The organism is Citrobacter sp. CtB7.12, assembly GCF_001297795.1.
GTDB classification, from domain to species: domain Bacteria; phylum Pseudomonadota; class Gammaproteobacteria; order Enterobacterales; family Enterobacteriaceae; genus Citrobacter_A; species Citrobacter_A amalonaticus.
On sequence record NZ_LIFT01000007.1, the window covers coordinates 110,359 to 128,254 of the forward strand.

Annotated in this window: 22 protein-coding genes and 2 pseudogenes; 10 read left to right on the top strand and 14 right to left on the bottom strand. The window is 51.5% G+C overall.

Annotation, left to right across the window (positions count from 1 at the left end):
• Positions 1–237: 237 nt before the first annotated feature.
• From ycgZ to AOY24_RS10835, 3 genes are all read left to right on the top strand, one after another.
• Complete coding sequence (ycgZ, locus tag AOY24_RS10825; protein ID WP_043000940.1) at positions 238–477, top strand: regulatory protein YcgZ; 240 nt, start codon at positions 238–240, stop codon at positions 475–477.
• A 70-nt stretch (positions 478–547) separates the two neighbouring features.
• Entirely contained in the window at positions 548–853 is a 306-nt protein-coding gene (locus AOY24_RS10830) for a hypothetical protein (RefSeq protein ID WP_051642342.1), read from the top strand.
• A gap of 41 nt (positions 854–894) precedes the next feature.
• Positions 895–1,161: a biofilm development regulator YmgB/AriR family protein gene (locus AOY24_RS10835; RefSeq protein ID WP_043001947.1), complete on the top strand. Its 267-nt coding sequence runs from the start codon at positions 895–897 to the stop codon at positions 1,159–1,161.
• A 533-nt stretch (positions 1,162–1,694) separates the two neighbouring features.
• On the opposite strand, the pseudogene AOY24_RS23815 reads toward AOY24_RS10835, so the two are convergent.
• Both AOY24_RS23815 and fdhF read right to left on the bottom strand, forming a co-directional pair.
• A pseudogene (locus tag AOY24_RS23815) lies at positions 1,695–1,900 on the bottom strand (integrase); the annotation flags it as partial.
• A gap of 113 nt (positions 1,901–2,013) precedes the next feature.
• Entirely contained in the window at positions 2,014–4,161 is a 2,148-nt protein-coding gene (gene fdhF / locus AOY24_RS10840) for a formate dehydrogenase subunit alpha (protein ID WP_054176615.1), read from the bottom strand.
• Between the two features lie 462 nt (positions 4,162–4,623).
• On the opposite strand from fdhF, the gene AOY24_RS10845 reads away from it, so the two are divergent.
• Positions 4,624–4,872: a GlsB/YeaQ/YmgE family stress response membrane protein gene (locus AOY24_RS10845; protein WP_043000937.1), complete on the top strand. Its 249-nt coding sequence runs from the start codon at positions 4,624–4,626 to the stop codon at positions 4,870–4,872.
• A 62-nt stretch (positions 4,873–4,934) separates the two neighbouring features.
• On the opposite strand, the gene yoaJ is transcribed toward AOY24_RS10845, so the two are convergent.
• Positions 4,935–5,009 carry a protein YoaJ gene (gene yoaJ, locus AOY24_RS24880; protein ID WP_086513017.1) on the bottom strand — a complete coding sequence of 25 codons (75 nt, stop codon included), beginning with the start codon at positions 5,007–5,009 and terminating at the stop codon, positions 4,935–4,937.
• Positions 5,010–5,012: 3 nt separating this feature from the next.
• Positions 5,013–5,111: a YoaK family small membrane protein gene (locus AOY24_RS24885; RefSeq protein ID WP_042287604.1), complete on the bottom strand. Its 99-nt coding sequence runs from the start codon at positions 5,109–5,111 to the stop codon at positions 5,013–5,015.
• A gap of 188 nt (positions 5,112–5,299) precedes the next feature.
• Here AOY24_RS24885 and AOY24_RS10855 point away from each other — a divergent pair, with 188 nt between their 5' ends.
• Positions 5,300–5,611 (top strand): hypothetical protein, encoded by a 312-nt coding sequence (locus AOY24_RS10855; protein WP_044254899.1) that lies wholly within the window; start codon positions 5,300–5,302, stop codon positions 5,609–5,611.
• Here the strand turns inward: AOY24_RS10855 and AOY24_RS10860 are convergent.
• Positions 5,597–5,944, bottom strand: a complete 348-nt coding sequence (locus AOY24_RS10860) for a DUF488 domain-containing protein (RefSeq protein ID WP_054176616.1) — start codon at positions 5,942–5,944, stop codon at positions 5,597–5,599. The genes AOY24_RS10855 and AOY24_RS10860 overlap by 15 nt on opposite strands.
• Entirely contained in the window at positions 5,928–6,437 is a 510-nt protein-coding gene (locus tag AOY24_RS10865; protein WP_044265507.1) for a DUF523 domain-containing protein, read from the bottom strand. The genes AOY24_RS10860 and AOY24_RS10865 overlap by 17 nt, the downstream gene beginning before the upstream one ends.
• A 154-nt stretch (positions 6,438–6,591) precedes the next feature.
• Between AOY24_RS10865 and AOY24_RS10870 the strand changes: the two genes are divergently transcribed.
• A complete protein-coding gene (locus AOY24_RS10870; RefSeq protein ID WP_044265505.1) occupies positions 6,592–7,299 on the top strand; it encodes a CTP synthase in 708 nt (235 codons plus the stop codon).
• Positions 7,300–7,334: 35 nt separating this feature from the next.
• On the opposite strand, the gene AOY24_RS10875 is transcribed toward AOY24_RS10870, so the two are convergent.
• Entirely contained in the window at positions 7,335–8,516 is a 1,182-nt protein-coding gene (locus tag AOY24_RS10875; RefSeq protein WP_054176617.1) for a CynX/NimT family MFS transporter, read from the bottom strand.
• A 99-nt stretch (positions 8,517–8,615) separates the two neighbouring features.
• On the opposite strand from AOY24_RS10875, the gene AOY24_RS10880 reads away from it, so the two are divergent.
• Complete coding sequence (locus AOY24_RS10880) at positions 8,616–9,410, top strand: helix-turn-helix transcriptional regulator (protein WP_054176618.1); 795 nt, start codon at positions 8,616–8,618, stop codon at positions 9,408–9,410.
• Here AOY24_RS10880 and AOY24_RS10885 read toward each other — a convergent pair.
• Positions 9,391–9,837, bottom strand: a complete 447-nt coding sequence (locus AOY24_RS10885) for a DUF441 domain-containing protein (protein WP_043000929.1) — start codon at positions 9,835–9,837, stop codon at positions 9,391–9,393. The genes AOY24_RS10880 and AOY24_RS10885 overlap by 20 nt on opposite strands.
• On the opposite strand from AOY24_RS10885, the gene AOY24_RS24890 reads away from it, so the two are divergent.
• On the top strand, positions 9,824–10,012 hold the full coding sequence (locus AOY24_RS24890; protein WP_104010318.1) for a hypothetical protein: 189 nt from the start codon (positions 9,824–9,826) through the stop codon (positions 10,010–10,012). The two genes, AOY24_RS10885 and AOY24_RS24890, sit on opposite strands and share 14 nt — an antisense overlap.
• Positions 10,013–10,041: 29 nt before the next feature.
• A complete protein-coding gene (gene yoaI, locus AOY24_RS24895) occupies positions 10,042–10,146 on the top strand; it encodes a small membrane protein YoaI (RefSeq protein ID WP_086512617.1) in 105 nt (34 codons plus the stop codon).
• A 4-nt stretch (positions 10,147–10,150) separates the two neighbouring features.
• On the opposite strand, the gene AOY24_RS10890 is transcribed toward yoaI, so the two are convergent.
• The 4 genes from AOY24_RS10890 to yeaG form a co-directional block, all read right to left on the bottom strand.
• Complete coding sequence (locus AOY24_RS10890) at positions 10,151–10,654, bottom strand: YbaK/prolyl-tRNA synthetase associated domain-containing protein (protein WP_044328181.1); 504 nt, start codon at positions 10,652–10,654, stop codon at positions 10,151–10,153.
• 40 nt (positions 10,655–10,694) lie between these two features.
• Positions 10,695–12,185 (bottom strand): diguanylate cyclase DgcJ, encoded by a 1,491-nt coding sequence (gene dgcJ / locus AOY24_RS10895; RefSeq protein ID WP_054176682.1) that lies wholly within the window; start codon positions 12,183–12,185, stop codon positions 10,695–10,697.
• Positions 12,186–12,322: 137 nt separating this feature from the next.
• Positions 12,323–13,606, bottom strand: coding sequence for a YeaH/YhbH family protein (locus AOY24_RS10900; RefSeq protein WP_043000927.1), 1,284 nt, complete (start codon positions 13,604–13,606; stop codon positions 12,323–12,325).
• 205 nt (positions 13,607–13,811) lie between these two features.
• Complete coding sequence (gene yeaG, locus AOY24_RS10905) at positions 13,812–15,746, bottom strand: protein kinase YeaG (protein ID WP_043000926.1); 1,935 nt, start codon at positions 15,744–15,746, stop codon at positions 13,812–13,814.
• A 444-nt stretch (positions 15,747–16,190) separates the two neighbouring features.
• Between yeaG and AOY24_RS10910 the strand changes: the two genes are divergently transcribed.
• Positions 16,191–16,937 (top strand): MipA/OmpV family protein, encoded by a 747-nt coding sequence (locus tag AOY24_RS10910; protein ID WP_043000925.1) that lies wholly within the window; start codon positions 16,191–16,193, stop codon positions 16,935–16,937.
• 60 nt (positions 16,938–16,997) lie between these two features.
• Here the strand turns inward: AOY24_RS10910 and AOY24_RS10915 are convergent, their stop codons facing one another.
• Positions 16,998–17,501, bottom strand: coding sequence for a YbjP/YqhG family protein (locus AOY24_RS10915; RefSeq protein ID WP_054176619.1), 504 nt, complete (start codon positions 17,499–17,501; stop codon positions 16,998–17,000).
• A pseudogene (locus AOY24_RS25370) lies at positions 17,501–17,867 on the bottom strand (hypothetical protein). Before AOY24_RS25370 ends, AOY24_RS10915 begins: the two are co-directional and overlap by 1 nt.
• Positions 17,868–17,896 lie beyond the last annotated feature (29 nt).

The window sequence follows — 17,896 nt, forward strand, 5'->3', positions numbered from 1 at the left end:
TGGCAGGTGGGGTTGGAAGTGGAGGATAGCGATGGCATCACCAAAAAATGAGCCTCAAAGTAGTGTACAGATAACTATCAGAACAATACCTATGTATAAGTTATAACTTATTGAAAATAAATCATTAGCACTTTTTGTTAAAAATGAAATCATGCATTTGTACAGGTTTTGTGTACAATTTTTCTAACTTTGAATAACGCAGCATTAACCTTTTACTGATTCGCACAGGAGAGACTCATGCAGCAAAATGGTTACATTTCAGATACAGCTAACGCCATTGCACAGTATTTCAGTAAGGCCAATTTGCCGACTCAGCAGGAAACATTGGGGCAGATTGTGGTGGAAATTCTAATGGACGGGCGCAATCTGAATCGCAAGACACTGTGTACAAAATTACTTGGTCGTCTGGAAAAAGCGACCTGTGTAGAAGAGGAGGGTCATTATAACGCGCTGATTGGTTTGCTTTTTGAGCGCTGAGCCCTCGTATTAAAATCGTGAATCAACATGATGCTGTGTTCCTGTCCTTGGCGACACGGCAGAAGAGAGAATGATGATGAACAGAAGTGACATTGAACAACTCACAGACGAACTTATCGGCCAGGCAGTGTTGACGCTGCTGAAACGTAAAGCGGCGGTGAATTCAATGGCCCTGGTCACTCAACTCCGCGTTATGCAGGAAACTGAAATGGACGCCCGTCGTCGAGAGGTATTTCCGCTAATTATTTCTTACATTGAAGCGGTGATAGCTGATAAAGCAACGTCAACACCGACATCCAGACATAGCGGTCAAATGGACACCGTCCGCTCACTTTCAGGGACAACCCTGAAGCCAGGAAAAGGAAAAATTCACTAAACGCTTAACTTTTAATGATGGTGAAAATGATGAACACAGCAATCACACAACAACCTGATATTTATAGTGCTTTGCCTGATCACGTCCTTTCAGATTATTTTCGTCATGCCGGCGACGCCCTTGCTGAAGAAGCAATGGTTTTGGGCGCAGCTATACGCCATATTCTTATAAAGGGTGAGCATATTAATAACAAAAATATCATTTTATCTCTGATACAAACGCTGGAAGTCACGGATGACATCGTACATGCAGATGTGATAAGAAAAACCCTGGAAATTGTTGTCGGACATACTATAGACGATATTTGATGTATTTAACGGGGGGAAGTCAATTTTCTGCTCTATTTAAATGCTCAGCGTTGGGTCAGTCGATTATTGCCGACCTTATGTTCCTGGTTTTCCTGAACTGGAAAATAAATCATGCGTAGCGAAAACTAGGTGCAGTCAGCGCATGCCGACCTCTGGTTGTCAGATAATTATCTCAGGTGGGGAATGGAAAGCATTTTAGAACACATCTCCTTTGCGAATACTGCAATACGATACGTGTTTTAACCGAGAACCAATACATTGACGTCCTGAAATATAACTGCGATCGAGGTGGCAGCAAAATTATTCTCATGACGGAAGTGACGTTTGGAACAAACGTGCTGAATGTTCAGGTGGTGCGAAGATTAAAACTCGAGGCGATTCAGTCGCTAATGTGTAATTATCCCAGAAAGCTACATCGGCTACATTTGAATCCCTTTGGAGTCTGGATAAGTCTATGTCTGTTTTTCGCTGTGAGTTCAATGGGTCGATGCAACGCTATCCTTAATCAAGGTGGCGTTGGGATGCTTAAATTTTCACAACGTTACTTTGCTCCATCCTTTGCCGCAGTCATCGTGATAACGATCGGTTTGTTGATGCGTTTTATGGCCAGGTAGTTTTTGTATATCTAACCCTGTACTTTGTACAGACGCTCAGATAATAACCTCTGTTCATGGAAAATTGCCGGCGTTCCTTCTCCCCATTCAATGCCAGCAAGGTCTCCTGCTTTGCTAAAATTGATGCGTCGCATACAGTAGTTCGAAGCCGCAGACGCGATCATCAAAAGCATGTACTCCAGATTCTGGGTTGTATGTGAACGGGAGCCATCAGGCTCCCGTTATTACGTCCGTTCCGCTATCCTATCGCCTCGCAAAGGCGCGTCTTCATGTCACTATAGGCCTGCGCGGCATAGCGTTCAGCCCACGACTGATCGTCGATCTTCTCGACATTAACCGCACAATACTTAGTTTCCGGCGTCTTTGAGATAGGGTCGAGGTTATCCTGCGTGAGTTCATTACACGCGCCAATCCACCATTGATAGGTCATGTACACCGCTCCCTGATTGATGCGCCCGGAGACATCCGCCCGACTGATCACTTTTCCCCGACGTAAGCTGACCCACACCAGGTCGCGATGGCGAATTCCTGCCTTTTGCGCATCCTGCGTGCTGATCTGCACATAGCCAGGCTCATCGGCAAGCGCCTGCAGGGCGGCACAGTTGCCGGTCATGGAACGACAGGAGTAGTGACCGACTTCGCGCACCGTACACAGAACCAGCGGATAGGCCTCGTCAGGCACTTCCGCGGGTGCGCGCCACGGTGCAGCAAACAGCTTGCCTTTACCGTCTGGCGTGTCGAAGCGGCTGTTTTCATACAGATAGGGCGTGCCGGGATGGTCGAGGTCGGGGCAGGGCCACTGGATATGCCCCAGGTCGCCCATCTTTTCCCAGGTGACGCCGTAGAACAGCGGACACAGTTCACGCATCTCATCCCAGATCTGTTGATTGTTTTCATAGTGCATGGGATAGCCCATTTCACTGGCGAGCAGGCTGATAATTTCCCAGTCTCGCTTCACGTCGCCAGTGGGGTCGACGGCCTTTTCGAAACGCTGGAAGCCGCGATCGGCGCAGGTGAATACGCCGCCGTGCTCGCCCCAGGAGGTGGCGGGTAAAATGACGTCAGCCATCTCGGCGGTTTTGGTCATAAAGATATCCTGCACCACGACAAAATCCAGCGCCGCGAAACCGTCACGCACCAGCCCCAGATCGGCTTCCGTTTGCAGCGGATCTTCCCCCATGATGTAGTAGGCTTTAATTTTCCCTTCCAGCGCCAGATGCGGGACTTCGGTAATGCGTGTGCCGACCTTGTCATCCATCCGGCTGGCGTCAATGCCCCAGGCTCTGGCGAACTTCTCTCTGACGGCCGCATCGGTGACATCCTGATATCCCGGAAAAAGATTCGGTAATACGCCCATGTCGCAGGCACCCTGGACATTGTTCTGCCCGCGAACCGGGCCGACGCCGACGTGTGGACGACCCAGGTTACCGGTCAGCAGGGCAAGGCTCGATAATCCACGCACCACGTCCACGGCCTGACCGAACTGCGTCACGCCCATTCCCCACATCACTGTCGCGGAAGGGGCGGCGGCAAAGGTCCGCATCGCCTGACGAACCTGCGACGCCGGAACGCCGGTTAAATGCTCGACTGCTTCCGGCGCATAGTCTTTAACCGTTTGCCAGTAAGCATCCAGCCCCTGCGTGTGCTTATTCACGTACTCCTTGTCGTAAAGCAGTTCGTCAATGAGGACGTAACCAAACGCATTCACCAGCGCCATGTTGCACCCGTTATTCAGTTGCAGATGCTGGTCAGCAATGCGTGCGGTTTCAATACGGCGGGGATCGCAGACGATGATCTTCGCGCCATTCTGCCGCGCTTTGATCACCCGGCGCGCCACAATTGGGTGAGAGTCTGCGCAATTATAACCGAAGATCAGCAGACATTTTGAGTTTTCGATGTCGCTGATGGAATTACTCATTGCACCATTGCCCAGCGTTTCCTGGAGGCCAGCGACCGAAGGCCCGTGACACACGCGGGCGCAGCAGTCCACGTTGTTGGTGTTGAGAACCGCGCGGGCGAATTTCTGCATCACATAGTTGGTTTCATTGCCGGTACCGCGAGAAGAACCGGTTGTCATAATGGCGCGAGGGCCCGCGTTGTCGCGGATTTCCAGTAAACGTCGGGCGGTATAGCGGATGGCTTCATCCCAGGTGACCGGGGTAAATTTGTCGCCTTTCTGGTAGCGGATCAATGGGCGGGTGAGGCGGGGGGTCAAAAGGCGGGTATCGTTAAGGAAATCCCAACCATAGTACCCTTTCAGACAAAGTTGGTTCTGGTTAGTCACCCCCTCAGCCGCTTCAGCACGGATGATTTTGTTATTTTCAACAACAAGCTTGAGCTTGCACCCGGCCCCACAGTAGGGACAGACACTGGTGATTTTTTTCATCAATAACAGACCTGTTAAAAGCTGAAATAGCGCGAATTGTGACGAAGCCTGAGCGGAGCCGCTGAAGCTTCGGGTTGTCGTCATGACGCAGGGGATAAGCACAATACGTGCCAGAGTGGCAAAGCCTGGGCTGACGCGGAACGAGGCACAAGCTGCAGGAAAAATGACAGCGGATTCGACATAAATGACGAACGGACGTCAAAAAAAAGCCCGCACAGAGGCGGGCAAGACATACTGGAAGCAATGTGAGCAATGTCGTACTGAATACCCGAGTTATTTACTCAACTATTCAGTGATGAGAAAGATAATCTTTATCATCTAAGTTTGCAACCCCATCTTTCATGGGAGAAATCAGCACGTTCAATTAAGTGATGTTCATCACAAACTTCAATTTCCTGACGATGTGCTATCCTTTTTAACGGCGAATAAACCGCTACTGTAAAATCGATAAGTGAGGAAAAAATGGGCATTATTTCATGGATTATTTTTGGTCTGATTGCAGGTATTCTGGCGAAGTGGATTATGCCTGGTAAGGATGGTGGTGGATTCTTTATGACGATCATCCTGGGGATCGTCGGTGCCGTAGTGGGCGGCTGGATCAGTACGCTGCTTGGTTTTGGGAAAGTCGATGGCTTTAATTTCGGCAGCTTTGTGGTGGCGGTTATTGGTGCTATCGTCGTCCTGCTTATTTACAGAAAAATCAAAAGCTAAGGCGCAATAATTGACTGACAAAAGGCGACCTGAGGGTGGCCTTTGTCATTTCAGGCCTGGCGTTACCACCAACCCAGTTCGGTACCCAGCACCACGACTATCGCGACGACAATCATAATCAGCGTCGTTTTTTTCATGATTTACGCCCCCGGTGCGGCATAGCCACCGATAAAAAACCAGGCCAAAAAAACCACGGCCGTAATAAAAATGACGACGGGAAACAGTATGCCCAGTCTCATGCGATCACCTGTCTGAATTATGCAAAGAGCTGCAAGGATAACAGGGGTTAATGGGTGACAAAAGGGGTTTTGTCCTCACGCTTTTCGCTTATTCTGCGAGTCGCCAGGACGTGACAAGTACGCTTTCGGCAGGCTATTATTTCTCAGAATTATCTTAAACACAGTCGCAAGCGCGCAACGAGAGAAGTATGTTCCAGCTAAAGCCGGGCACCCTGGCGCTGATTATTGGTGCGAAAACATCGGCCGGACGCGGCAATATCGGCAAGACGGTGGAATTGTTCCATCTCTGCCAGCCGGGTGAGGTATTTATTAATCCCATAAATGGATTTACCACCATGCTGCCGAAAGAGACGCCACGTGCGCTCTGGCTGGTGACGGGGGAGGTGGTGTCGGCAAACGGGCAGCAGGGTTTTGCCTGGGTCAGAGCGGAACACTTGATGCCTCTGTTGCCGGATATTCAGCCTGAATCGACGGTTACCCGCGAATCACAACTCGCGTAGCCAGTCTGCCAGCACAAGGGCGTGATTTTGTTCGCTGTTTTTGGCGGCGTACAGCAGCGTCAGTGTCTGCTGGCGGGCAATCTGCGCCAGCCGCTCGCCTTCCTTCTTCTGCGTGACAAGTTCCGCGCGGTACTGCTCAGTAAAATGCTGAAAATCGATCGTTTCTGCGTGAAAAGCTTTGCGCAGCTCTGTCGAGGGAGCGAGCGCTTTGACCCACTCATTGAACACGAGATCCGCTTTTTTGATCCCGCGTGGCCACAGTCGGTCAACCAGCACCCGGTAGCCGTCGCTGTCTTCTGCCGGGTCGTAGACGCGTTTACACTGAATATTCATGTTTGTCATTCTCCTCAATCCAGGCGCAAAACTCATCGAGCTGTTGGTCGGAAAAAACCGTGATTCCGTGCTGGCGTAGCAGCGCGGTGGCCACTCCCATACCGGGATGACGTTGTCCGCTGAAGCTGCCGTCGTAGATAAACTGACTGCCGCATGTCGGACTACCGTCGGTGAGTAGCGCAACGTCACAGCCGGTCTCCTGTGCCGTGCGCAGCGCCAGCCAGGCGGCAAGCTGATAGTGCCCGGTGACATCTTGACCGTTCTTTTCCACAATGGATGCGCGCCCGTACATCACATCGTTGCCATCGGCCCGAACAATTTCCGCCGATGGGCGTGGTGTCGGCAAGCCTGCGGCCAGTTCAGGGCAATGGATGACCAGACGCTGTTCTGCCTGCAAACGCGCCAGTATCGCAGCGGGATGCGCTTTCTCGCTGCCGTTATAACGCACCTTCAGCCCCATCAGGCAAGCGCTCACTAAAACCTTACTTTTCATCGCATTTGCCTCGTCCGGCAGAAATACTGCTCTCGATCACTATATCACTTCGCACGCGTTCATCCCTAAATTAAGGGATTGTGATGGCAGTAAAAGATCGGTAGGCTGAGGTTCCTTATGTTGTCCCCAATTGTTCTGACGTAAGGAATTCTCCATGGAAATATCCCCTGTAAAAGATACGCTGCGTATTGCGCTGGTGGGTGATTACAACGCTGGCATCACGGCGCATCAGGCGATTCCTCTGGCCATCGACGACGCTGCTGCGGTTCTGGAACTGCTGGCGGATTACGACTGGCTGTCCAGCACTGAAATCACCAGTGCAGAAGATCTGGTGGGCTATGACGCCATCTGGGTGGTGCCTGGCAGCCCCTATAAAAATACCGAAGGCGCGTTGACGGCCATCCGTTATGCCCGCGAAAACAGCATTCCTTTCCTGGGAACCTGTGGCGGTTTTCAACACGCCATCCTTGAATATGCGCGTAATGTGCTGGGCTGGTCAGATGCTGCCCATGCGGAAACTGACACAACGGGCCGGATGGTTATTGCGCCACTTGCCTGTTCGCTGGTGGAAAAAACCGACGATGTTGAACTGCGGCCCAATACGCTGATTGCTAAAGCCTATGGTCAGCCGGTGATTTCGGAGGGCTATCAGTGTAACTACGGCATTGCTGAGGCGTTTGCGGCTGAACTGGATAGCGGTGATCTGCGGGTGACCGGCTGGGATGATAACGGGGATATTCGGGCGGTGGAATTGGTGACGCATCCGTTCTTTGTCGCCACGCTTTTCCAGCCCGAACGTGGCGCTCTTACGGGGAAACCGGTTCCCCTGGCGCAAGCGATGCTGCGCGCTGCGCGAGGCTAATCAGTAGGGCAGACATCACGTCTGCCCTGAGCTTATCAGGCGGTAATCTCTTTATTTCGTCCCGCATAGAAACCGAATATCGCCATCGCTATCGCCAGCGCCGCAACGGTCAGCAGCGGGATCTGCCAGTCTCCCTGGGCGTCATGGATCCTGCCCATTAGCGGCGGCCCGCAAGCGGCTAACAGATAACCGACGGATTGCGCCATGCCGGAAAGCGCTGCTGCCTGATGCGCAGAACTGGCGCGCAGGCCGATAAAGGTCAGCCCCAGAATCATCGTTGCACCGGAGCCGAATCCAAACAGCAGCGTCCATAGCACCGCCTGATCCGGCATAAACCAGAAGCCAGCGGCACCCACAGCGCACATCAACGACACCAGTGCGGCGATGCAGCGCTGATCGTGAAAACGGTGCAGCACCAGCGGAATGAGTAAACCGGGAGAGGCGGTTGCTAACTGGAGCAAACCATGCAGCGAACCGGCCTGCGCCTCGCTGTAGCCGTGGCTGATTAAGATTGCTGGCAGCCAGCCGATAATCACGTAATAGATAAGCGAGTTAATTCCAAGAAATAACGTCACCTGCCAGGCCAGCGGTGAACGCCAGATGCCGCGTGCGTGCAGGGTGCGCGAGGTGGTTACGTTCGCGTGGGCGGCATGACGCCACTGCGGCAGCCAGATCAGCAACGCCAGTAGCGGAAACACCATCAACAGCAGCAACGCCCCGCGCCAGCCAAACCCGCTTAGCGCCAGCGGAACCACCAGCGCGGAGCCCAACGCGGCGGCAGCCCCCATCGTCAGGGAATAAGCACCGGTCAGTCTGGCGACGTGCTGCGAGAAATCGCGTTTGATAAGCCCTGGCAGCAGCACGTTGCCGAGGGCGATACCGCAGCCGATGATGGCAGTGCCAAGAAACAGTAAAGAGGCGTCCGGCAGTGAGCGCACGGCAACCCCGGCGCAAATCAGCAGCATTGCCGCGAAGAGACTGCGTTCCATGCCAATACGGCGGGCAATGCCAGCGGCAAGCGGAGAAACCAGCGCAAACGCCAACAGCGGCAGGGTGGTTAATAATCCCGTCTGGGCAGTCGTAAGACCATAGTCCGTGCGAATCGCTTCCAGCAAAGGGGCGGCGCCGGTAAACGTCACGCGCAGCGTGGTGGCAATCATCAGGATACCGGCAATCAGCAGGGCACCGTGGTTGCCGCGTGGTGGTGAAGAAGTCATTGTTCTCTCATATCAACAGGTGAGGCCGTACCTTACCGCGTTTATTTGTGTTGTGAATCAAGCTAAAATGACAGTTTATCGCTAAATTCGGACAAAATGATGTACAGCCTGCGACTCGACGGATATGACCCCGATCTGCACCACGATGCCGCCGTGGCGTTTCGTATCCGCGCTCGCCCTGATGAGCTGTTTAGCGCGCAGCACCAGCATCGTAAAGGGCAACTGATTATGGCACTGCATGGGGCTATCACCTGTGATGTTGAGTGCGCTATGTGGATGGTGCCGCCGCAGTACGCGGTCTGGATCCCCGGCGGCGTTCCCCACAGTAATCACGTAACGGCAGGCGCGGAGCTCTGCTTTCTCTTTATCGAACCGGAGGCCGTCACACTACCGGGACGTTGCTGTACGTTAAAAATTTCTCCGCTTTGTCGGGAGCTGATCCTCTCGCTGGCGAGGCGTAGTGACGCTCAGCGGGCAGAGCCGCAAACGCAGCGCCTGACGCAGGTCTTATTTGATGAACTTCCGCAACAACCGCAGGAGCAGATGCAGCTGCCGGTTTCTGCGCACCCGAAGATCCGCCGGATGGTTGACACCATGGCGCGCGAACCGGCGCAATGGCAAACGCTGGGGCAGTGGGCCAGCGTATTTGCGATGAGCGAGCGTAACCTTGCCCGACTGGTGGCGAAAGAGACAGGGCTCAGCTTTCGTCGCTGGCGACATCAGCTACAGCTCATTCTGGCACTACAGGCCCTGGTCGGCGGGCAGAACGTGCAGCAGGTGGCGCAACTGTTGGGGTATGATTCGACCACGGCGTTTATCACCATGTTCAAAAAAGGCCTGGGACAGACGCCAGGCCGTTATCTGGCGGGATTGACTACTGCCTTCCCACAATAAGCGAGACCAGACCGGCCGCGATAAGCGGACCAACAGGTACACCGCGAAACAGGGCCACGCCAAGCACGGTGCCGACCAGCAAACCGGCGACCAGCTGTGGCTGGCTGCCCATCAGCGTCACGCCGCGGCCGCCGAGCCAGGAGACCACCACGCCAACCACAATCGCCACCAGCGATTTCCAGTTAAGGAAAGAGTGGATCAAGGTGGAAGGTGGCAGTGTCCCGCTGGCGATAGGCGCCATGACGCCGATGGTCAGGATAATAATCCCGATGGTCAGCCCCTGTTTTTCAATCCACGGGAAAAAGGTATTGAGCGGGGTAACGCGGACAATAATCAGCACCAGAATTGAAACGGCGACAGTGGTGTTATGGCTGACAAAGCCCAGAGCTGCCAGTCCGAGCAGGATCAGCAGAGTGACATCAAACATCGTGGTTTCCTTGCCAAAAAAAGTTAAGCCTGTTTACTTTACGCCCAAACGCCACGCAGAACAGACTTTTTTAGAATCTGCTGGCTATTTCGGGCAAATGCCTGACGGCGAAAAACAGGCAATTTTTTATTTTGTCATCAAATTGCCATTATTGCGGACTATCAATAGCAGATGAACCGGTCTCGCTCATTTTTAGGTGTAGCCATGAACGATCAGATGTTTATTGAAACGCTCATTATTAGTTCATCCTTTTTCGCCATCGCCGCCGTTATCGTGATTTCTGTTTTAATTCTCGAACGTGGTAGCTGAACGCTTACGATGCGCGGTGAAATGCCACCAACTCTGGCCGGGCAATACGCAGATAATCGTCAGTATTGAGAATAATCGATTTCGTGAGCACACCGGCGTTAAAGGCGATTTCACGATAACGTTCGAACAGCAGCGGATCGGCGACCAGCATTAACTGTGGATGAAAACTGAAAGGCGGGATCGCGCCAAATACGCAACCGGTGAGTTCGTCCACTTCTGCCGGGCTGGCAAGGGACGCACGCAGACCGCCAAGATACGTCGCCAGTTGACCAAGATCGGCCTGTTGGTCGGCAGGTAAAATAGCCAGTACATGCTGATTTACCCCATTCCCTTTCACTTTACAGACAAGCGCCTTTGCTCCCTGACCCAGTGCTGTCCCCCGAATTTCTGATACGGCCTCACATTTCCCGACGGCCTCATGGCTGACGACGCGATAACGGGCGCCCTCCAGAGACAATAAATCGAGTAAACGCTGATGGGTTTCGCTGCCTTTCTCCATTTCGCTCATTTTTTACTCCTGTTTGCGCGAAAAAACACGGTAAAGATTATCATGAACGCTGACGATTTTGGTGCTTGTTGAGGTAGAGTTGCTCGTCAGAAGCGGTGTAGGCATCATGCAGCGAATCGTTCGGCTGCATGCTGTAGCTGCCTGATGAAAAACGAATATCCTTCTCAGGTGCCACGGTCCGCAGGTGGTTGGCTATCCGTTCCGGCAGACGAGCCGCCATATCTGGCTCTGCGTCCACCAGAATGATGCAAAATTCATCGCCGCCCAGACGGATGGCGTAATCACTTTTGCGCACCGACGCCTCAATCGCATTTGCCAGTAAGGTGATCGCCCGATCCCCCTCGTGGTGTCCCTGCGTATCGTTAATCATCTTCAGCTTATCGAGATCGATAGCGATAAAGGTCACTGGCGTTCCGGTGCTGACAAAACGCTGTAATCGCTGCTCAAGCGTCGGAGTTAAAATTTTACGGTTATACAGGCCTGTCATCGCATCGCTGATATTTTCACGGGTAACATTATGGTAAAGGCGAAAATGCAGCCGGACCATATTGAGGAGCAGGGCAGTTGCCAGAAGGTAAAACAGAAACAGCTTCCAGGACGAGACAATGAAATACAAGATATCGAGTGACAGTTCGACGTGCAGACCACCAGGAAGATCGCTGATGTAATTGACGTACGGGAAAAGATTATTCTCGCTTTGATGAATAATAATCGTCTTATCCGAGTCGGTATCGGTGACGCTGGCATTGAGATAACGCCATACCAGTGGGCGGTCGTGGGTAAAAACAATATTTTGCAAGTTGTGCTTATTAATATCCACCATCACGATGCCTTTTAACTTACCGTGCAGATAGACCGGTGTTAAAAAACTCATCACGTTAAGTTCGGTACGATCATCCTGATAGATACTCGACAGCACAGTACGTCCAGAAAACAATTCATCAATATCGGCCTGATGAATACCTAATGAGCCTTTCTGTAAAAAAGCCCAGTGATGCATGGCAAACTGCCGCGTATTGATCGGATCATAGAAATAAATATATTGATTTTGTAAATCCAGATAATAATGAAATTTCTCTTCTGACGTGGCGAGGCCTTTTCCATAATCAACCTGTTCCCGGTTAACCTTCACGGCCTGATCAAAAGCAGGAAGCAACAGCACATCGTCCGCGATACGCGCACAGTCATCAATGGAGGTTTGTAACGTACCGTGGAGCGCGGGATAATTATGCTGCGTCAGATTCAAACCATACACCGAGTTAACACTTTCAAACGACTGGCAAAGGGTATGGCGGGTATCCGCCGGGAGCGTTTTCTCGGGTGTTGCCAGTGTGCGCATCAGATGGGCGGCAATGCTCTGATTCTGGTATTTATCATACAGAAATGAGGAGTCTGCTTTTTCGATGATATAGCGCATATAGCCATTCATTGACTTATAGCTGGCAATAAGTTCATAGATCAAAAAGGAAGATGTCAAAACGACAACGCTTGCGGAAATAAAGAGCCTGAGCGCTTTATGGGGCAATTTCATGATAAACAACAACTCTCCAGGTCAGATAATCTATTTTATCATACGTCACAGGTGCAACCTACCGGCCAGCGGGGATATGAAGTGCAAAAGGCATGAAATGAACCAGCCAGGAGATTATTTTCCTGGCTGGCTGTCGTTTAATTGGTGCTGGTGGCACCTTGTTTATGAAAAAGTTCGCGGAACACCGGGTAAATATCATCCTGATCGCGAATATGTTGCATTGCAAAATTATCAAACGTGGCTTGCAGATGTTCATATTCGCGCCACAGGGTTTGATGCGCGCGGCGGGTAATTTCGATATAACTGTAGTAACGAACCACCGGCAGCAGTTTCTTCGCCAGAATCTCATGGCACAGCGGAGAGTCATCTGCCCAGTTATCCCCATCCGATGCCTGTGCGGCGTAGATGTTCCACTGCGCAGGATCGTAACGTTCTTTCACAACGTCATCCATCAACTTCAGGGCGCTGGAAACAATGGTTCCCCCGGTTTCCTGAGAGTAGAAGAACTCATGCTCATCGACCTCTTTTGCCTGGGTGTGGTGACGAATATAGACCACTTCCACATTCTTATAGGTTCGGCTCAAAAACAGGTAGAGCAGAATATAAAAGCGTTTGGCCATGTCTTTTGTCGACTGATCCATGGAGCCGGAGACGTCCATCAGGCAGAACATCACCGCCTGGCTGGACGGATCGGGACGCTTCTCGTAATTTTTGTAGCGCAAGTCGAAGGTGTCGATAAACGGCACGCGTTCTATCTTGGCCCGCAGCTCAGCAATCTCTTTGCGTAATCGTTCCTCCTCCAGCAGTTGCGCTGGTTCGCTTTTGCTGATGGTGTCGAGATCCTGTTCCAGCGCGTGTAACTCGCGTCGTTTGCCGGCCGTCATGGCCGTGCGCCGGGCGAGAGAATTTTGCAGCGAACGCACGACGCTGATATTAGCCGGAACGCCGTTGGCGGTATAACCCGCCCGGTGCGTTTTATACTCAGTAAGCTGGCGCTGCTGGTTTTGCTTCAGGTTAGGCAGCGCTAAGTCTTCGAAAAGCAGATCCAGGTATTCGTCTTTAGAGATCTGAAAGACGAATTCATCCTGGCCTTCACCGTCCTGACTGGCCTGGCCCTGTCCGCTACCTGAACCGCCGCCTCCGCCCTGCGGACGCTCGATACGGTCATTTTGTACGAAATGGTCGTTACCTGGGTGAACGCGATGGCGCAGGCCGCCGCGCCCCTGATGAAACATCGGTTCGCTGATATCTTCCGTCGGAATGGAGACAGATTCACCGCTGTCTACATCGGTCACCGAACGCTTGTTAATGGCCTCGGAGATCGACTGTTTAATTTGTGCTTTATAACGGCGTAAAAAGCGCTGGCGGTTAACCGTGCTCTTATTTTTGCCGTTAAGTCGTCGGTCAATGAACCAGGTCATATGCCCCCCGTACTGCATTTGCCAACTTTACGCTTCATCCTTCACGTTATCCCGGCGTTGGCTGCATTCGCTCACCCCAGTCACGTACTTATGTACGCTCCTGGGGATTCACTCATTTGCCGCCTTGATACACCTTGAATGATTTCGCGTACAAACGAACTATTTGCCCGGTAAACGGAGAAAATCTTCCGGGTCATTTATGCTGTTAAGACGATTTACGTACGCGCAGATACCATTCGCACAGTAAACGCACCTGTTTACGGGTGTAGCCTTTCTCCATCATCCGGTCGACAAAGTCGTCGTGTTTCTTCTGCTCATCGGTCGAGGTTTTGGCATTGAACGAAATGACCGGCAGCAGCTCTTCGGTATTGGAGAACATTTTTTTCTCAATGACCGTGCGCAGTTTTTCATAGCTGGTCCAGTTCGGATTTCGTCCGCTGTTGTTCGCTCTCGCACGCAGCACAAAGTTGACGATTTCATTACGGAAATCTTTCGGGTTGCTGATCCCCGCCGGTTTCTCAATTTTCTCCAGCTCCGCGTTCAGCGATTCACGGTCAAACAGCTGACCGGTATCCGGATCGCGGTATTCCTGATCCTGAATCCAGAAGTCGGCATACGTGACATAACGGTCGAAAATATTCTGTCCGTATTCCGAGTAGGATTCGAGATAGGCAGTCTGGATCTCTTTACCAATAAACTCGGCGTATTTCGGGATCAGATAGCCTTTCAGGAACTCGAGATAACGCTCAGCTTGCTCCTGCGGGAACTGTTCGCGCTCGATCTGCTGTTCCAGTACATAGAACAGATGAACCGGGTTCGCAGCGACTTCGACATGGTCAAAGTTAAAGACGCGCGAGAGGATTTTAAACGCGAAACGGGTCGACAGACCGTTCATCCCTTCATCGACGCCGGAGTAGTCGCGGTATTCCTGATACGACTTCGCTTTCGGATCGGTATCTTTCAGACTCTCACCATCATAGACGCGCATTTTCGAATAGATACTCGAGTTTTCCGGATCTTTCAGGCGGGAGAGAATCGAGAAACGTGCCAGCGTTTCCAGCGTTCCCGGCGCGCACGGCGCATGCGTCAATTCGCTGTGGTTTAGCAATTTCTCGTAGATTTTGATCTCTTCGGAAATGCGTAAGCAGTACGGTACCTTCACGATGTAAACACGGTCGAGGAAGGCTTCGTTGTTTTTGTTGTTACGGAACGTCACCCATTCCGATTCGTTCGAGTGGGCAAGAATGATGCCGTTAAACGGCAGGGCGGAAATCCCCTCAGTGCCGTTGTAGTTACCTTCCTGAGTGGCGGTCAGCAGCGGATGCAGCACTTTAATCGGTGCTTTGAACATCTCGACGAATTCCATGATCCCCTGGTTGGCCCGGCACAATGCGCCGGAATAGCCATACGCGTCCGGATCGTTCTGAGCGTGATGTTCGAGTTTACGAATATCCACTTTCCCGACCAGCGCGGAAATGTCCTGGTTGTTCTCATCGCCCGGTTCCGTTTTGGCAATCGCGATTTGCGCAAGAATCGACGGCCACACTTTCACCACGCGGAATTTGGTGATATCCCCACCAAACTCATGCAGGCGTTTGGCCGCCCACGGTGACATAATGGTGCCGAGATAACGGCGCGGAATACCGTATTCTTTTTCCAGAATCTGGGTATCTTCCTGCGGATTAAACAGGCACAACGGATGATCGTTCACCGGGCTGCGTTCACCGTTGGCGCTCAGCACATAAATCGGGACACGCTGCATCAACGATTTCAGTCGTTCGGCAAGCGATGACTTCCCGCCCCCTACAGGCCCCAACAGATACAGGATCTGTTTCTTCTCTTCCAGCCCCTGAGCCGCGTGTTTCAGATAAGAGACAATCTGTTCGATCGCGTCTTCCATGCCGTAAAACTCTTCAAATGCCGGGTAACGTGCAATGACCCGGTTCGAGAAGAGGCGAGAAAGTCGGGGTTCCTGGGCAGTGTCGACCATGACGGGTTCACCAATAGCCATCAATAGCCGTTCTGCCGCGTTGGCATAAGCACTGCGATCTTGCCGACAAGTGGTAAGAAACTCCTGCAGTGTGAACTCTTCGTCCTTGGCAGCTTCATAACGCTGGCGATAGTGATCGAATATATTCATGATATGCCGTCCTTTCGTTTTTTAGCACAGGTTAAGAGCCGTTCATATGAATAGTAGAGGCTCCCGGAAGAGGTAGACTGAACGACGTCATTTACTGTCTCGTATCAAAAAAACAGCAACTCTCATGCCAGCTTTCACCGCGTGAGACCAACGTGCCCGGCGATACAACTTCTAAACTAAAGCGTAGATGGCATTTGCAAAACTTGCATGCACCCGCAAATGATTTTCAATGGCATATCAATAACTCATCCGCAAAAAGTGCATAGCAAATGTAAATAATGCAGTGGAAGATCACACCGTTTTCACCGCACTGTAAGCCAAGTGTCATCTCAGCCTGCAAAATTAGACGGTTACATTCTTTCATTAATTTGTAAAATGGTTGGGTTGTAACGTATTGGCGGTTACACTTTTGCCGCTGAACATTTGAAAAAGGAAAGATGGATTGTGACCAAACTCAAACTTCTGGCACTTGGCGTGTTAATCGCATCGTCTGCTACCGTGGTGCATGCTGAAAGCAACCTGACGCTTGGCGCTGGCGTTGGTGTGGTTGAACACCCATATAAAGATTACGACGCGGATGTTTATCCGGTTCCGGTGATTAATTACGAAGGCGATAACTTCTGGTTCCGTGGTCTGGGTGGTGGGTACTACCTGTGGAACGACGCCGCCGACAAATTGTCGATCACCGCTTACTGGTCCCCGATGTATTTCAAACCGGGTGACAGCGACGATCGTCAGATGCGTCGTCTTGATAAGCGTAAGAGCACCATGATGGCGGGCTTATCATACTCTCACCATACCGAATATGGTTTCCTGCGTACCACGCTCGCCGGGGATACGCTGGACAACAGTAACGGCATCGTCTGGGATCTGGCCTGGCTGTACCGCTATACCAACGGCGGCCTGACCCTGACGCCGGGTATCGGTGTGGAGTGGAACAGTGAAAATCAGAACGACTACTACTACGGCGTGTCACGTAAAGAATCCTCACGCAGTGGTATGCGGGGTTACAACCCGGACGATAGCTGGAATCCGTACCTGGAACTGAGCGCGAACTACAACTTCCTCGGTGACTGGAGCGTTTACGGTACCGCACGCTACACCCGTCTGTCTGATGAAATTACCGACAGCCCGATGGTGGATAAATCCTGGACTGGTCTGATTTCTACCGGAATCACCTATAAGTTCTGATTGTGCGTTATCACAGTGCAATCGATAAAAGCCCGCAGCGCGGGCTTTTTTGTCACAGAGTCATTCGACCTCTTTGGCATGTTGCTTTGCTTTTTCAATAGACTGCCTGTCAAATATAAAGTGCTCATAGCCATCGGTGATGTTTTTGACTCTGTAGATTTTCCATCTCCTGTCTTCTTTCTTCAGATAGACGCCTATCTGATAGATTCTGTCGTTTTCGCATCCAAGCCAAACCGTAACGTATTTACTACCGTCAACGTCTTGTGCTTTGCCCACCTTCAATAAAGGGATCCAGTCGACCGAATAGTCCTGCGCGTACGTATAATAGTCAGTGTCGATGATTTCTTGTTCATAAATATGTGAAATAACATCAAGTTGAATTAACGTTTCGCGGGAGACGTAATCATGCATTTTCTCAGGATCTGGCTTTATTTTGCCGGGGCTATTGGCAAAAACAGGTAAATAGTAGCGATAAAAATCAGCTACGCGTTTTTCGGCATCATCGCCTCCTGAAACGCAGGACGCGAGTAAATACACCATGGATACGACAAAAAAGAGGCGCATTACTTTTTCCTGTACATTTGATAAGGCGGTTTCGATGAGCGATAGCCAGGTCCTCCCCAGAAGTCCCTTTGTTTGAAGTCAGAGTACCAGTCCTGACCATCGAATATCGCCATGTGGCCAGCGGCATGTCCGCCTTTTTATGGCTGGATAACGCCAACGTCACCAGCCTGAGGGGTGTGTCGGTGCAATTTTTCTAAAGCCAACTGCCTCCAGCATTGAGCCGTAATCTTTAGCATTATGTGTATTGGTCACAATAACTCCGCCCGCCTGAATTGCTCTACGCACGTATGTTGCGCAGTTATTGGTTGGACCCGGTTCGGCGTGGTTTTTTGCCCAGTTTCCAGCATTCCTGGTATTCCATCCCATAAAGTATTATCCATAGTAAACATGTGGAA

Bases quoted from the DNA above. Each gene is read 5' to 3' on its own strand.
- ycgZ (WP_043000940.1), top strand. From the start codon at position 238: ATGCAGCAAAATGGTTACATTTCAGATACAGCTAACGCCATTGCACAG.
- AOY24_RS10845 (WP_043000937.1), top strand. From the start codon at position 4,624: ATGGGCATTATTTCATGGATTATTTTTGGTCTGATTGCAGGTATTCTG.
- AOY24_RS10830 (WP_051642342.1), top strand. From the start codon at position 548: ATGATGATGAACAGAAGTGACATTGAACAACTCACAGACGAACTTATC.
- dgcJ (WP_054176682.1), bottom strand. From the start codon at position 12,185: ATGAAATTGCCCCATAAAGCGCTCAGGCTCTTTATTTCCGCAAGCGTT.
- yoaI (WP_086512617.1), top strand. From the start codon at position 10,042: ATGAACGATCAGATGTTTATTGAAACGCTCATTATTAGTTCATCCTTT.
- AOY24_RS10865 (WP_044265507.1), bottom strand. From the start codon at position 6,437: ATGAAAAGTAAGGTTTTAGTGAGCGCTTGCCTGATGGGGCTGAAGGTG.
- fdhF (WP_054176615.1), bottom strand. From the start codon at position 4,161: ATGAAAAAAATCACCAGTGTCTGTCCCTACTGTGGGGCCGGGTGCAAG.
- AOY24_RS10885 (WP_043000929.1), bottom strand. From the start codon at position 9,837: ATGTTTGATGTCACTCTGCTGATCCTGCTCGGACTGGCAGCTCTGGGC.
- AOY24_RS10880 (WP_054176618.1), top strand. From the start codon at position 8,616: ATGTACAGCCTGCGACTCGACGGATATGACCCCGATCTGCACCACGAT.
- AOY24_RS10900 (WP_043000927.1), bottom strand. From the start codon at position 13,606: ATGACCTGGTTCATTGACCGACGACTTAACGGCAAAAATAAGAGCACG.
- yeaG (WP_043000926.1), bottom strand. From the start codon at position 15,746: ATGAATATATTCGATCACTATCGCCAGCGTTATGAAGCTGCCAAGGAC.
- AOY24_RS10890 (WP_044328181.1), bottom strand. From the start codon at position 10,654: ATGAGCGAAATGGAGAAAGGCAGCGAAACCCATCAGCGTTTACTCGAT.
- AOY24_RS10875 (WP_054176617.1), bottom strand. From the start codon at position 8,516: ATGACTTCTTCACCACCACGCGGCAACCACGGTGCCCTGCTGATTGCC.
- AOY24_RS10855 (WP_044254899.1), top strand. From the start codon at position 5,300: ATGTTCCAGCTAAAGCCGGGCACCCTGGCGCTGATTATTGGTGCGAAA.
- AOY24_RS10915 (WP_054176619.1), bottom strand. From the start codon at position 17,501: ATGCGCCTCTTTTTTGTCGTATCCATGGTGTATTTACTCGCGTCCTGC.
- AOY24_RS10860 (WP_054176616.1), bottom strand. From the start codon at position 5,944: ATGAATATTCAGTGTAAACGCGTCTACGACCCGGCAGAAGACAGCGAC.
- AOY24_RS10870 (WP_044265505.1), top strand. From the start codon at position 6,592: ATGGAAATATCCCCTGTAAAAGATACGCTGCGTATTGCGCTGGTGGGT.
- AOY24_RS24885 (WP_042287604.1), bottom strand. From the start codon at position 5,111: ATGAGACTGGGCATACTGTTTCCCGTCGTCATTTTTATTACGGCCGTG.